Origin of the sequence: Anabaena sp. CCY 9613 (assembly GCF_963920895.1) — a bacterium.
Classification (GTDB): domain Bacteria; phylum Cyanobacteriota; class Cyanobacteriia; order Cyanobacteriales; family Nostocaceae; genus Cyanocohniella.
Map to the genome: position 1 here is coordinate 300194 of NZ_CAWUDE010000006.1, position 12688 is coordinate 312881.

A 12688-nucleotide genomic window follows, 5' to 3' on the forward strand; every position below is an offset into this window, starting at 1 on the left:
CCAAACTTACGGCATTATCCTCAGGAACTTGTAGCAACTAGGACTTAACCAGAACCCTCTAAAACTCTTATTTCTTTGTGTTCTTTGTCTTCTTTGCGGTTTGTTCTCTCATGATTTTGCTGAAGTCGTGTGACGTAGTTCTTTACTCTCATCAGAGTCATCTCAAAAAGGGTCGAGATTTCGGTAATATAAAGTAGCTATCTTTTCTGCATGGCAGATACTGAGAGAGAAGCTTTTTTCTCACACCCTTTGGAGATATTTCTATGGTGACTTTAAAAATCGCTGTTTATATTGTTGTTGCCTTCTTCGTGGCTATCTTCGTCTTCGGATTCTTGTCCAATGATCCTGCTCGTAACCCCGGACGTCGGGATTCAGAGTAAGATTACGACAAATCATCCACAACTGCCGGAAGACGGAAAACACCAAACCTCCTTCTCTTGGCAGCTGACTACATGTAGGCAGACAGCAAAAGTCGGAAGGGAAAGGTGTAATTCATCCTTCCGGCTATCAATTGGCTATTTTTTAGCTTGATTTGCCCAGATATGCTTCATCCAGTTCTGCCGCCTACACCAGTTCCCATTGTTGAATCAGTACAAACAGTAAGTTCTCTGCCATCTGTCAGTGAAAACCAGTTTCCCTCAGTGGGAGAAGTTACTACTCATACCCAAGCCCATCAAGAAACATTCCCATCACCACAAGAAAGTCCCCAAACTTCTCCTGCGGGGGATGCCGAAGATTCTTTGGATGTGTCACCACCCCTTAACGCCGTTAGGGATAACTTAGTATCTGCCCAAACTTTAGCTACACCCAATACCCCAGAAACCTTCCCTGCGGAATTTTCTCCCCTCACGGTTTCTAAAAGTGCCGCAAATTTGGGACAACCCCAGGCAGTTGGTTATTCTATGGGGCAAATGGAGACACCTAGTTCCACATTTCAGGGGCCAGTCTTAGCCCAAACAGCGCCCCCACCAGCCCAGGCAAATGATAGTCCGGCACAACAGTCTCCAGAAACTATCGATTTGAGGGTAGAAGATCCCGATTATGTGCCTAGTTCTCAACCAGTACAAAATACTCTAGAGTTCAAATCTGGCAATTCCACCATCGAATTTAAGTCACCCACTCAACAAGCACAACAGCCTGCACCGACGTCGCCAGCCAGAGAAAGAATTGTGGAAGTCGTCTCAGATAGGCAGGAGTATGACGAACAACGGCGAATTATCACGGCTGAAGGTAATGTGGTAGTAAGATTTGATGGTGCAGTGGTGGATGCCGATCGCCTGCAAGTAAATTTAGACAACTTAATCGCCGTGGGAGAAGGCAACGTAGCTTTAACACGGGGAGATCAAGTATTGCGAGGACAACGCTTTACTTATAATTTTATTCAAGACAGCGGTGAACTAGAAAACGGCAGTGGGGAAATTTTTGTGCCCTCAGCGCAAACAGACTTGGCTTTTGACCCTACTGATGTCACCGCCGGAGGAGTACCCCGCCAACCACTGAGCGATCGCATTAGACGCAATCAGCCATTAACTGGTGTCAGCAGTCCAGGGGGAATTGACTTTACAACAGGTGGTCAAGGAGCCAGCAATCTCCCACAACCAGCAGCCGGAGGTCAAGTAAGGCGGCTACGGTTTGAAGCGCAACGGATCGAGTTTTATCCCCGTGGTTGGCAAGCAGAAGATGTGCGAATCACCAATGACCCGTTTTCACCGCCAGAATTAGAACTACGAGCATCAAGAGTAACTTCTGTTCGGGAGTCACCTCTAGTGGAAAGCATCACCACACAGGGACAGCGTTTAGTCTTTGACCAAAGGATATCGTTACCTATTCCCGTAGATAGACAAACCATTGACCGTTTAGAACGGGATACCTCACCATTTATAGTTTCTCCTGGTTTTGATGGTGATCGGCGGGGTGGTTTATTTGTAGAACGAGGATTTAGCCCCATAGATAACGAACAGACACAATTGCGGATCACGCCTCAGTTGTTCGTGCAAAAAGCTGTAGAAGAAGGTACTGGTGATTTACCTTCGTTGTTTGGTTTGACAGCTAGGGTCAATTCCGTTTTTAGCCCCCGAACTACACTCCAGGGTTTTGGAGAATTAACTAGTTTGGATTTAAGCACAATAGAGAATAATTTCCGGGCTAACTTGCAAATGCGCCAGGAATTGAGCGATGTTAATCCTCACATATTGACTTTAGAATATAGCTACCGCGATCGCTTTTTTAATGACAGTTTAGGTTTTCAAACTGTCCAAAGTAGTATTGGTGGTCTAGTCAGTTCCCCGAACATTCCTGTAGGTGACAGTGGCGTCAACCTCCGCTATCAAGCAGGCGCCCAATATATCAATGCCAACACTGACCGCCTAGACTTGCTAGAACCAGACAGAACAAACAATCGCATCTCTTTAGGACGTTTACAAGGTAGTGCTACCCTCAGTAGGGGGTTTTTACTATGGCAAGGTCAGCCATTACCACCTACAGCTACTGAAGGATTAAGATACACACCCAATCCTGTAGTACCTTACGTGCAAACAATTGCCAGTCTCACAGGTACTACAAGTTACTACTCTAACGGCGAGAATCAAAATACCATTACTGGCACAGTTGGCTTAATTGGACAGTTTGGTCATTTTTCTCGACCTTATTTAGACTACACCGCTTTCAATGTCAGTTATTCCCAGGGCTTAAATAGTGGATTATCACCCTTTTTGTTTGATCGTTCTGTAGATAACAAAGTGCTGAGTGCTGGCATTTCACAGCAAATTTATGGGCCATTTCGCCTAGGCTTTCAAACAGCAATTAACTTGGACACTGGCAGAGAAACTAGCACCGACTATATTTTGGAATATAGCCGTCGCACCTATGGTCTAACTTTGCGTTATAACCCAGTACTGGAATTAGGCGGTTTTAGCATCCGCATTAGTGATTTTAACTGGGTTGGTGGTACTGATCCCTTCTCCCGTGACCAAGTTAAGCCAGTTGTCGATGGTGTACGACAGGAAAATTAATTCGTAATTACCCAATCTCCAATTAAACTTCTGCCGGCTGATGTTCTTGTTGTCTTTCCACAAACGTTTGTACACGGGTGCGGTAGTTTCTCACAGTTTCATCCACCCAATCGCGATCGTTACTATTGGCATACAAATGCACTAAAGGCTCGCTGGCATCTGGTAAAACCAACAGCCAACTGTCATCATAGGGTTGGCAAATTTTCACCCCATCAATTAACTCGAGGTTTTGGGCTGGGTGAGTTTCCACCAAGTAACGCATTAATGCCCCCTTAGCTGTCCAAGGACAACGGATTGTGTAAGCTTTGTGAATTACTCGAGGCAACTCTGAACGCGCAGTAGCTAGCGATCGCTCTTGAATAGTTAGCATTTCAATCAGCTTGGCTATGCAGAACATCGAGTCAAACCCTGGATGCAGGTGTGGGAAAATAAAACCAGTCTCGCCACTACCGCCTAAGACCACATTAGTGTTTTTTTGACAAGCTTCCATTAAAGCTGTGGGATTAGCTTTGGTACGAATGACTCTACCATCATGACGACGGGCGACTTGTTCTACTGCACTGGAAGCGTGAACCGGGACAACTACTGTGCCTCTGGGGTTGGATGTTAATATCATATCCACCATCAGTGCTGTTAAAATTTCCCCCCGAATGGCGAAGCCTGATTCATCAACTAAAATTAGTTGTTCCCCATTAGCTGATACTTGGACACCAAAGTTAGCTTTCAACGCCTCCACTACATGACCTAGTTGAGTTAGCAACCCTTCACGATCAGTAACTGACATCGCTGACTTATTCACACTGGCATTCAGTACTACCGCATCAGCCCCAAACTTATCTAACATCAGCGGTAAAACTGCCCCAGACACAGCATAAACGTAGTCAATTACCACTTTTGCCCGACTGTTGCGGAGAGTATCAACGTTTAACAGCTTTTCAAAAGCCGTACAATAACGTTCCATGACTTGACTAGGATAAGAGACATCGCCAACTTCATGAATTTGCGATCGCCGCATATCTTCTTTAAAGTAAGCTCCTTCAATTTTCTTTTCTAGGGCTTTGGTAATGTTAATCCCCTTGGCATCCATGAATTCAATCAGGATATAGTCTGGACGATCTGGGTGTACTCGCACATGAATACCACCAGCCACCGACATTGTGGGGATCACTGTCCGGGCGATGGGAATAGCTGTAGCATCGAGGTTTTGAATATCAATACCTACTGACATCAAACCCGCAATTAATGACCGAGTGACCATGCGCGAAATATTCCGTTGGTCACGGGAAACTGTGACTTTAGAACCAGGCTTCAAAGTCGAACCATAAGCGGCTCCCAACTTCACAGCAAATTCTGGAGTAATGTCAATATTAGCTAATCCTTGGACACCACGTTGCCCAAATAAATTTCTTTGGGCGGTGTTACCCCAAATCAAGTTAATGTTGAGAATGGCACCTGATTCAATTTTTTTGCTGGGCCAAACCCGCACATTGGGACTAATTTGGGCTTCTTCGCCGATAGTGGAAAGCGAACCCACCACAGCCGCTTCTAAAACATGAGCGCGACGATCTACACGCGTACCACGGGAAATCACACAGGCGCTCAAATGGGCTTCATCTCCAATAATTGACCCATTCCACAAAATCGGCCGCTTGAGATTGGCATCAGCACCAATGGTGACATTATCGCCAATGATAGTTCCCCCTTCAATTTGAACTCTGGCACCGATGCGGCAATTATCACCAATCACTGCTGGAGTTTCAATATGGGCTGAGGAGTCAATAAAAGTATTTTGTCCTACCCATAAATTGGGGGAAACTTCTTGATAAGCAAAGTCAAGTTTTACTTTCCGATCTAAAGCGTCATATTGAGCTTCCCTATAAGCATCTAAATGCCCGACATCGCACCAGTAACCCTGGGCAATGTAACCATAAATAGGTTCACCTTTAGCCAGCAGTAAAGGAAATAAGTCTTTGGAAAAGTCGCTTTCGGTATGAGAGGGCAGATACTCTAAAACTTCTGGTTCGAGAATGTAAGTACCAGTGTTGACGGTGTCAGAAAAAATTTCACTGGCGGAAGGTTTTTCTAAAAAGCGGCTAATATGTCCTTGCTCATCAGTAATCACCACTCCAAATTCAATGGGGTTAGGAACTCTGGTTAAAATTAGCGTGGCTTTTGAGCGTTTTTGTTTGTGAAATTCAATTGCTGCTGTGAGGTCAAAATCTGTGATGCTATCGCCACTAATGACTAAAAATGTTTCATCAAGGAGTTCGGCAATGTTTTTTACACAGCCCGCTGTCCCTAGGGGTTGATCTTCTTCGACGGCGTAGGTCATCTGGACGCCAAAGTCGCTACCATCTTGAAAGTAATCTCGCAGGACATCTGGGAGATAATGTAATGTGGCAATGACTTCTGTAATTTGATGTCGTTTGAGTAGATTAATTATATGTTCGGCTATTGGTCGATTGAGGATGGGCACCATCGGTTTGGGTAGATCACAAGTTAGTGGTCGCAGCCGTGTTCCCGAACCGCCTGCCATCAGCACTGCACGCATAAATCCTCCTTAGCTATTTGCAGCATTGGCTGCTTTGGTACCTGTGAGAGTCAGTTGTATTGTCTTTCTTTAGTCTCCTATGGATATTCATATTTGAGTAACTTCCACAAGAAGCATCTGCTGAGAAATAAGCAAGTTTACTCATCACTTTCACCTATGTGTTCAGAGACAATTGAAAAAGCGCTGAGGTTTGTATGAGCCACGTGGTCATAGCTATGCTTAAAGGACAACTGGGCATTAGTCCATACTGGGATATATTAACAACACTTTCACCACTCACTCTGGTATTCCAGGCTACTGATTGATATTTCCTGAAAGCTTTAAGGCAACTAGGATCAAGGAAAAAGTAATATGGAGAAAAAGAACAATCCTTTTACATTTTGTTTTTTAATTGGTCTTTTTTGTGCCTATGTTTTATTGTGGCAATAGGTGATGAGGCTAGTACCGCTGCACGGCAGTCAAAAGGAGCCAGTGCGTTCCCCGACTTGTAGCAACTGGTGTTCAAAAGTCAAAAGGATTTTATACTTTAGAGTACTAGGGCGTGTCTTGCGTAATGGCATTGGCAAATTCATCTAGAGTTAGATCGTAGGGGTTAGACTTGACTTAAATTCTCACAGTTATAGTTACTAAGGGAGTTGAGGGGAATGACTAATTTTATTGTTTTTGGCTTACTCGTGGTTTATGTAGGTGGTATTTGGAAGTTTTGGAGTGGGTTTGAACGGACTAATTTTAGTCAAAGTTTACCCAATCGCCTTGGTTTATCGTTGCTGTGGCCAGCTTTATTTATTGCTAATAAATCATATCGACGTAATTTTAGGAAGGCCTTAAAGGGTTAAGGACTGCTACCTTGTCAATCAACATTTCCATCTTTTGAGTTTTGAGGCATTGTTGATTAATCGGATGATTTTTTCGCGCAAAAACAGGGTAGCGCGGTTTTGGGGTTTCCACGCCACTGGCTATAAGTCGGCAAAGCCGATGAAAGTTGCGACAACGGAGGAAACCTCTGCTATGCGGTGGCTCCCCATGAGCAACTACCAGGCAAATTCGCTAAAAATCTATCTTTTTAATTCCTGTCGCCAATCAACGCCAAAATTTTGCCCCTAATCCAAAGACTGTCCATCTCTGCGTCCCAGTTCATAAATACCGGAACTAATACAAGCGAGTATACCGACGCTGATGGCCCAGCTGCGCCCCAAGCTAATTTCTACGCCCCAGTTGCATAAAGAGCCAACTACAAGAAACGGTATGATGCTAAAAAGTGCAGCGTAAAAAGCATTTTGGGATTCTCTGGCTTTACGTGTCTTTTCAAATTCTGTCTGGCTGGTGTAGAGCGATCGCTCGGCAAAGTTAAACCAGCGATTTAGCTGCTCAATCACCCATTCACTGACTGGAGAAAAGGCGAGATATAGCGCTAATGACCACACGCTTGCTCCGGCGATGGCGATGGTGTCTAACTCAAAACGGAAAGGGAAAATTTCAGTCAGCATAGCTTGGGGCGTCCTGCAAATGGTCAACATTGATCTGTAAAGTTGACCTTTTAAGCAATTTTAAGCATAAAACTTAGCAGGATTTCGTTTATTTAGCAACTCTATTTTGGTGAGCCTTAGCCACGAAATTTTGTTTTCACTGATTTTGAGTATATATTCATACGGTACATTACTATAATTAGATTCTCCATAGGCATGTATTTTATAGAATGCCGACTTTTAATGAATGTATTAATTTAAACAATATATTCATGATATACACAAAACATCAGAAACGAAATTTGACATTTTCAAGCCTAATATCGTATGCTATTCCACTAAAAATGTAAATATTTTTTAAGCAAAATTACGATGGGTAAATGGCTACATAAATTAGTATTTCCTCAAGTCATTCTATTTATATTAGGATTGAGTATTGTCAGTTTAATCGCTATAGTGCCTCAACCAGAAGCCGTTACAGCCAGAGAAGCACAATCAAACACATTGGCGAGAAATGGTAGTTGGTCAGATGCTTCTTTTCCTGTAGAAAATTTTCAAGCTTACACATCACCTTTTGGCTATCGCCGTTCGGCAACTGGTGGCTCTAATGTGGAATTTCACAGAGGCTTAGACCTGGCCGCCCCACAAGGTAGTTATATTCGTAATTGGTGGGGAGGTACGGTAGTGAGAGTGAGCGATCGCGACGCCTGCGGCACTCGTATAGTGATTAAATCAGGGCCATGGCAACATACTTATTGTCACATGGAAGGACACGTAGAAGCTGCATCAGGTCGTTCTTATGTGATTGATGGTCCAGGTGGCGTTCAAATTTGGGAAGGTCAACAAATACCTACTGGTGCCAGAATAGGACGAGTAGGGATGACTGGACGCACTACCGGCCCTCATCTTCATTGGGAGATCAGGTATGCCAATGATTATGTAGACCCGGCATTAGTTCTTAGAGAAATGTTTTCTAAGCAACGAGTTAGTTGAAACCTTTTTTATTGCCATATTGGCATATATACGGATGAAAATCTTGCTATGGTAATTGAACAATAACATCCTAATTAGAGAATTATTCACTCAATCCCCTAGCTGATGTACTAGGGGATTTTTTTTAGGGACTGGGGAAAGACTTTCTGCTATTAAAAAAGCCTGATCCCTTATCCCCTCATCACATCCTAATGAGACACAACCAATGTTTCATCTGTGACTTGAATGTATTCAGCAACAATTTCGCGGAATCGTTCGCCCTCGATGGTCTCCTGGTCTGTTAACAAATCTACTAAATGCTCAAAAACTATGCGGTTTTCTTGCAACAGTTCTTTTGCTTTTATGTAGCAATCGTTGATAATTTCTCGGACTTTGGCATCAATTTTGGCAGCAATTTCTTCAGAATAGTCTGATTTATTCATCCAATCACGCCCCAAAAATACCTCGCTGCTCTGATTTTCTAGGGATAAGGGCCCTAAATCAGACATCCCAAATCTTGTTACCATTTGTCGTGCCATTCCGGTAACTTGTTGCAGATCATTCCCTGCACCTGTGGTTACTTCTGGCTTACCGAAAACAATTTCTTCAGCAGCACGACCACCTAAAGTGGCAGTAATTCTAGCGATGATTTGAGAACGCGAAATTAATCCTTGTTCTTCGTTGGGAGTAAACCAAGTTAATCCTAATGCTTGACCCCGTGGGATGAGTGTAACTTTCTGTACTGGGTCATGACCTTTTAGTAATGTGCCGATTAAGGCGTGTCCCACTTCATGATAGGCAATCAGGCGTTTATTTTTGCTATCTACCAAAGCAGTACCTTCCATACCAGCGACGACCCGATCCACTGCGTTATCAACTTCTAGGATGGTCATGGCTTCTTTGCGTCTTCTGGCGGTAAGAATCGCCGCTTCATTGAGTAAATTGGCTAAATCTGCGCCCGTAAAACCAGGAGTGCGTCGAGCGATCGCATCTAGCGATACACTGGGATCAATTTTCTTATTGCGTGAGTGGACTTTCAATATTTCTAATCGCCCTTTGAGATCCGGTGCATCAACAATCACTTGTCGGTCAAAGCGTCCAGGTCTGAGCAATGCTGAATCTAGTACATCTGGGCGGTTGGTGGCAGCGATAATGATAATACCTGTATTACCTTCAAAACCATCCATTTCGGTGAGTAGTTGGTTGAGGGTTTGCTCTCTCTCGTCGTTACCACCACCAATACCAGCACCCCGTTGTCGTCCTACAGCATCGATTTCATCGATAAATATTAAGCATGGCGCACTGTCTTTGGCTTTCTTAAACAAGTCACGCACACGGGATGCACCTACACCCACGAACATTTCCACAAATTCCGAACCGGAAATACTAAAGAAAGGAACACCTGCTTCCCCGGCGATCGCTTTTGCTAGTAAAGTTTTACCAGTTCCCGGAGGGCCGATTAACAATACACCTTTGGGAATGCGGGCGCCTACAGCCGTAAATCTTTCTGGCTGTTTCAAAAAAGTAACAACCTCCCCTAGTTCTTCTTTGGCTTCTTCTACACCAGCTACATCGTCAAACTTAACTCCAGTTTTTGCCTCCATTTGAAAGCGCGCTCTAGATTTGCCAAAATTCATGGCTTGGTTAGAAGCATTGGTAGAGCGCCGCAGAAACAATAACATTAAAGCCACCAGTGGTAAAATCCACATCAGGTTGATCAATAAACCCACTGCAACTCTGCTATTGGCAGAGGAAACCTGCCCAAAATCAACATTTTGTTCCCTCAGAGCGTTAATTAACTCAGGGTTTTGATTTAGAATATCTACTCTTATTGGCGGTGTATCTGGCTTTTGTCCCTTGAGATAAACGTTGGCTATCTGTTCAGTGTCGTCCAACTCAACTCTTTGAACTTGTCCTTGCTCAGTTTTCTCAAGCAATTCACTGTAGGATAGGGATTCGCGCTCTGCTCTTTGAGCCAAGGCTGGAGTACCCACAAAAATACCTGGCAATATCAGTAAACTCGCTGCCAGGGCGGCTGATTTCTGTTTTATCAATGCCTTTTTTCCGAAATTTTTCATAATAATTACCTTTTGTCTGCTTGGCATCAGCTGAGCGCTGGATTTATGCCTATTCTTCTAGCAAAAATTGCTATAACTGGAAAACACTATTTTCTAATCTAGTTTAACTTCTACACAAAGCTATTCCCCAGTTCCTCCCATTTACCAGTCTAGAAGTAGGCTAGTAGAGCGGGGTGTCAATCAGGTACAGATTCAGCTTAATGACCTATAGCTTTATTTAACTGTTCCTTGACAAAAAGCTCTGAGGAGCAAATTTTCATTGAGCATCTGATTTGACTAACAGGATATAAATCGTTTATATCTAAGTATAATCTAAATAAACATACTCGTAATGAGTACGCCTTTCAAGTATTATGAGTAGTAGCAGCCAATTATTAAGTTGATGGGTGAATTATGGTGAAAATTGTTGGACTTGGTGGTAGTTTAAGACCCGAATCCTACACCCAGCTAGCTTTGCAAGTAGCAGCACAACGTGTAGAAGCTTTGGGTGCAGAGGTAGAAATTTTAGATTTGCGACAGATGCATTTGCCATTTTGCCACGGTGGAAAAGAGTATCCAGAATACCCGGACGTTCAACGGCTACGTGATACCGTTAGTGCTGCCGATGGCTTAATTTTAGCTACACCAGAATATCATGGCGGTGTTAGCGGTGTTCTAAAAAATACTCTGGATTTGATGAGTTTTGAAGAACTATCCGGTAAGGTGACAGGAGTTCTGAGTGTATTAGGAGGTCAGTCTAATAGCAATGCACTAAATGAATTAAGGCTGATTGTCAGGTGGGTACACGGCTGGGTGATACCAGAGCAAATTGCCATTGGTCAAGCTTGGGGCGCTTTTAGTCCTGAAGGGAAATTGCTGGATGAAAAGCTTTCTCAAAGGTTTGATGGTTTTGCACAGAGTTTAGTTGATAATACCCGCAAGTTGCGAGGAGTTAATTAAATATCTCCCAAAATTAAATATGCGTCTTTTAGAATTATTGTAGGGATGTAGTATGGCTATGTCTCTACATTCATCAGCAGCAGATAATATTATGAGTGCTATTAATACTTATTCTGAGGAGTGGAGTAGGTATTTAGAATCAATAATTGTTGATGAAGAAGTTACAGATCAAGTTATCAAAAAAGTTTATCCACTACATCCCTTATCGGCGTTGGTGTTACCAAGTCTCTGTCAAAAGTATGTTCAAAATGACCGTTCTTTATTCACATTTTTAACTAGTAGTGAACTCGCACTTACCATCGCAGTACTATTTTGTGGAATGAATTAATCAACCGCCGCGATTTAACCTCCCAAGGGGCGAAAGCTAGACGCGAACTGATTCAGGCGATGTTGGAACACCAGTATGAAGAAAGATTAGGGTTAGAAGGATATGGCCCGGAAGTGAGTATGTATTACTCTCTGTTAGAGGAAACAGGGATTCACCGTCAAGAAGATGACAACTGGTGGTATGGGTAGATCATGGGAGAGAGTCACAGGTTGAGAAGATTGTTGATAAAATTCTGGCAGAATTACCCGATGAACAGCAGTTACGCCAAGCAATTTTAGCAAGGTTGAGTGAACGCATTTTAAATGCTGACTTACCAGAGACGGTGACGCAGATTGGGGATAAGGGGAATGATGAAATAGCGGGGAAAAATGCCGGTTAATAGAAGCATTATGATGAGGACAGAGAACCTAACACTAGTATTTATGAATCCTCTAACTGTCACAAGTTTAAATAAGCTGTCTCTTCATGTTCTAGTTAAACAAGCTGAGTCGGGATATTTTATCGCGTCAGTTCCAGAGTTACCTGATTGTATGGTGGAAGCTGAAACCCGTGAAATTGCGATCGCATCTTTACAGGAGCAAGTTAAGGCTAAACTGGCAAATATGGAAGTGCTGATGCTAGAAGTAGCAAATAATCCCTGGACAGACTTTATTGGGATGTTTGAGGGAGATAAAGAGTTTGCAGAACTAGCGCAGGAACTGCGTGATGAGCGTGAATTAGATATAAACAATACCGTATGAGCCTTTGGGTATTAGATACAGATCATGTTTCGTTACTATTAGAACGACATCCACAGGTAAGCCGCCGAGTGGTTGAGGTAGGTTCAGAGGTAGCAATTTCTATTGTGACAGTTCAGGAATTGTTTAATGGTTGGGTAGTGCGAATCAATGCAGCGCGGGACGTTGAAGATATTGTGCGGTTATATGGTAAGTTGAGCCTGACAGTTACTTTGTTTAAACGGGTGAGAGTGTTGGATTTTGATCAAACAGCAGGTAAGATGTTTCAGCGATTGCTAACAGAAAATCCAACTTTATCAAATTTATACTTGTTAGACACAAACATCATTTCCGAACTAATTAAGAACCCCAGAGGAGTGATATTTTCCAAAATTCATGATAATGGTGCGTTACGGCTAGATATCATTGGCTCACACTTCCAAATCCTTTCACAACCGTAACACACCCTACAATTTAAAGTTTGACTGCTGATGATGATTTATCTTTGTTGTTGGTTTAACCAAGTTTCTAAATCAGCAACATTAGAAAAGTCTAGTAATGCTTCTCCTAGACAGGGTAAGCTCATCTAATTTGGTATAGAGTGAGCTTGACAAATTAGCCAAGACA

General features: G+C 43.0%; 14 protein-coding genes. 10 read left to right on the plus strand and 4 right to left on the minus strand.

Annotated features, from left to right (window positions below; genetic code table 11):
- Positions 1-263 precede the first annotated feature (263 nt).
- Positions 264-380: a photosystem II reaction center protein I gene (locus tag ACM0OT_RS10030; protein ID WP_280652617.1), complete on the plus strand. Its 117-nt coding sequence runs from the start codon at positions 264-266 to the stop codon at positions 378-380.
- A gap of 162 nt (positions 381-542) precedes the next feature.
- Positions 543-3011, plus strand: a complete 2469-nt coding sequence (locus ACM0OT_RS10035) for a DUF3769 domain-containing protein (RefSeq protein ID WP_414564222.1) — start codon at positions 543-545, stop codon at positions 3009-3011.
- Positions 3012-3033: 22 nt separating this feature from the next.
- Here ACM0OT_RS10035 and ACM0OT_RS10040 read toward each other — a convergent pair whose 3' ends face one another.
- Positions 3034-5562: a sugar phosphate nucleotidyltransferase gene (locus ACM0OT_RS10040; RefSeq protein WP_414564223.1), complete on the minus strand. Its 2529-nt coding sequence runs from the start codon at positions 5560-5562 to the stop codon at positions 3034-3036.
- A gap of 644 nt (positions 5563-6206) precedes the next feature.
- On the opposite strand from ACM0OT_RS10040, the gene ACM0OT_RS10045 reads away from it, so the two are divergent.
- Positions 6207-6398 carry a hypothetical protein gene (locus tag ACM0OT_RS10045; protein WP_414542153.1) on the plus strand — a complete coding sequence of 64 codons (192 nt, stop codon included), beginning with the start codon at positions 6207-6209 and terminating at the stop codon, positions 6396-6398.
- 264 nt (positions 6399-6662) lie between these two features.
- Here the strand turns inward: ACM0OT_RS10045 and ACM0OT_RS10050 are convergent, their stop codons facing one another.
- Positions 6663-7049: a hypothetical protein gene (locus tag ACM0OT_RS10050; protein WP_414542152.1), complete on the minus strand. Its 387-nt coding sequence runs from the start codon at positions 7047-7049 to the stop codon at positions 6663-6665.
- Between the two features lie 351 nt (positions 7050-7400).
- Here ACM0OT_RS10050 and ACM0OT_RS10055 point away from each other — a divergent pair, with 351 nt between their 5' ends.
- Positions 7401-8021, plus strand: coding sequence for a M23 family metallopeptidase (locus tag ACM0OT_RS10055; protein WP_414564224.1), 621 nt, complete (start codon positions 7401-7403; stop codon positions 8019-8021).
- Positions 8022-8209: 188 nt separating this feature from the next.
- Here the strand turns inward: ACM0OT_RS10055 and ftsH are convergent, their stop codons facing one another.
- Positions 8210-10078 (minus strand): ATP-dependent zinc metalloprotease FtsH, encoded by a 1869-nt coding sequence (gene ftsH / locus ACM0OT_RS10060; protein ID WP_414564225.1) that lies wholly within the window; start codon positions 10076-10078, stop codon positions 8210-8212.
- A gap of 393 nt (positions 10079-10471) precedes the next feature.
- Here ftsH and ACM0OT_RS10065 point away from each other — a divergent pair, with 393 nt between their 5' ends.
- The 6 genes from ACM0OT_RS10065 to ACM0OT_RS10090 are packed head-to-tail and all read left to right on the plus strand — an operon-like array spanning position 10472 to position 12522.
- Positions 10472-11017 carry an NADPH-dependent FMN reductase gene (locus ACM0OT_RS10065; RefSeq protein WP_414564226.1) on the plus strand — a complete coding sequence of 182 codons (546 nt, stop codon included), beginning with the start codon at positions 10472-10474 and terminating at the stop codon, positions 11015-11017.
- Positions 11018-11069: 52 nt separating this feature from the next.
- Positions 11070-11345, plus strand: coding sequence for a hypothetical protein (locus ACM0OT_RS10070; RefSeq protein WP_414564227.1), 276 nt, complete (start codon positions 11070-11072; stop codon positions 11343-11345).
- On the plus strand, positions 11330-11533 hold the full coding sequence (locus ACM0OT_RS10075) for a hypothetical protein (protein ID WP_414564228.1): 204 nt from the start codon (positions 11330-11332) through the stop codon (positions 11531-11533). Before ACM0OT_RS10070 ends, ACM0OT_RS10075 begins: the two co-directional genes overlap by 16 nt.
- Positions 11521-11724, plus strand: a complete 204-nt coding sequence (locus ACM0OT_RS10080) for a hypothetical protein (RefSeq protein WP_414564229.1) — start codon at positions 11521-11523, stop codon at positions 11722-11724. The genes ACM0OT_RS10075 and ACM0OT_RS10080 overlap by 13 nt, the downstream gene beginning before the upstream one ends.
- 43 nt (positions 11725-11767) lie before the next feature.
- Positions 11768-12085, plus strand: a complete 318-nt coding sequence (locus ACM0OT_RS10085; RefSeq protein WP_414564230.1) for a type II toxin-antitoxin system HicB family antitoxin — start codon at positions 11768-11770, stop codon at positions 12083-12085.
- The gene (locus tag ACM0OT_RS10090) at positions 12082-12522 is read left to right on the plus strand and encodes a type II toxin-antitoxin system VapC family toxin (protein WP_414564231.1); all 441 of its coding nucleotides are present in this window, start codon (positions 12082-12084) and stop codon (positions 12520-12522) included. Before ACM0OT_RS10085 ends, ACM0OT_RS10090 begins: the two co-directional genes overlap by 4 nt.
- Positions 12523-12560: 38 nt before the next feature.
- Here ACM0OT_RS10090 and ACM0OT_RS10095 read toward each other — a convergent pair whose 3' ends face one another.
- Entirely contained in the window at positions 12561-12647 is an 87-nt protein-coding gene (locus ACM0OT_RS10095; protein WP_414564243.1) for a DUF4351 domain-containing protein, read from the minus strand.
- Between the last annotated feature and the right edge of the window lie 41 nt (positions 12648-12688).

What these genes read in the sequence shown, in the direction of transcription:
- ACM0OT_RS10030 (WP_280652617.1), top strand. Translation starts at nt 264, where the DNA reads ATGGTGACTTTAAAAATCGCTGTTTATATTGTTGTTGCCTTCTTCGTG.
- ACM0OT_RS10035 (WP_414564222.1), top strand. Translation starts at nt 543, where the DNA reads ATGCTTCATCCAGTTCTGCCGCCTACACCAGTTCCCATTGTTGAATCA.
- ACM0OT_RS10040 (WP_414564223.1), bottom strand. Translation starts at nt 5,562, where the DNA reads ATGCGTGCAGTGCTGATGGCAGGCGGTTCGGGAACACGGCTGCGACCA.
- ACM0OT_RS10045 (WP_414542153.1), top strand. Translation starts at nt 6,207, where the DNA reads ATGACTAATTTTATTGTTTTTGGCTTACTCGTGGTTTATGTAGGTGGT.
- ACM0OT_RS10050 (WP_414542152.1), bottom strand. Translation starts at nt 7,049, where the DNA reads ATGCTGACTGAAATTTTCCCTTTCCGTTTTGAGTTAGACACCATCGCC.
- ACM0OT_RS10055 (WP_414564224.1), top strand. Translation starts at nt 7,401, where the DNA reads ATGGGTAAATGGCTACATAAATTAGTATTTCCTCAAGTCATTCTATTT.
- ftsH (WP_414564225.1), bottom strand. Translation starts at nt 10,078, where the DNA reads ATGAAAAATTTCGGAAAAAAGGCATTGATAAAACAGAAATCAGCCGCC.
- ACM0OT_RS10065 (WP_414564226.1), top strand. Translation starts at nt 10,472, where the DNA reads ATGGTGAAAATTGTTGGACTTGGTGGTAGTTTAAGACCCGAATCCTAC.
- ACM0OT_RS10070 (WP_414564227.1), top strand. Translation starts at nt 11,070, where the DNA reads ATGGCTATGTCTCTACATTCATCAGCAGCAGATAATATTATGAGTGCT.
- ACM0OT_RS10085 (WP_414564230.1), top strand. Translation starts at nt 11,768, where the DNA reads ATGAATCCTCTAACTGTCACAAGTTTAAATAAGCTGTCTCTTCATGTT.
- ACM0OT_RS10090 (WP_414564231.1), top strand. Translation starts at nt 12,082, where the DNA reads ATGAGCCTTTGGGTATTAGATACAGATCATGTTTCGTTACTATTAGAA.
- ACM0OT_RS10095 (WP_414564243.1), bottom strand. Translation starts at nt 12,647, where the DNA reads ATGAGCTTACCCTGTCTAGGAGAAGCATTACTAGACTTTTCTAATGTT.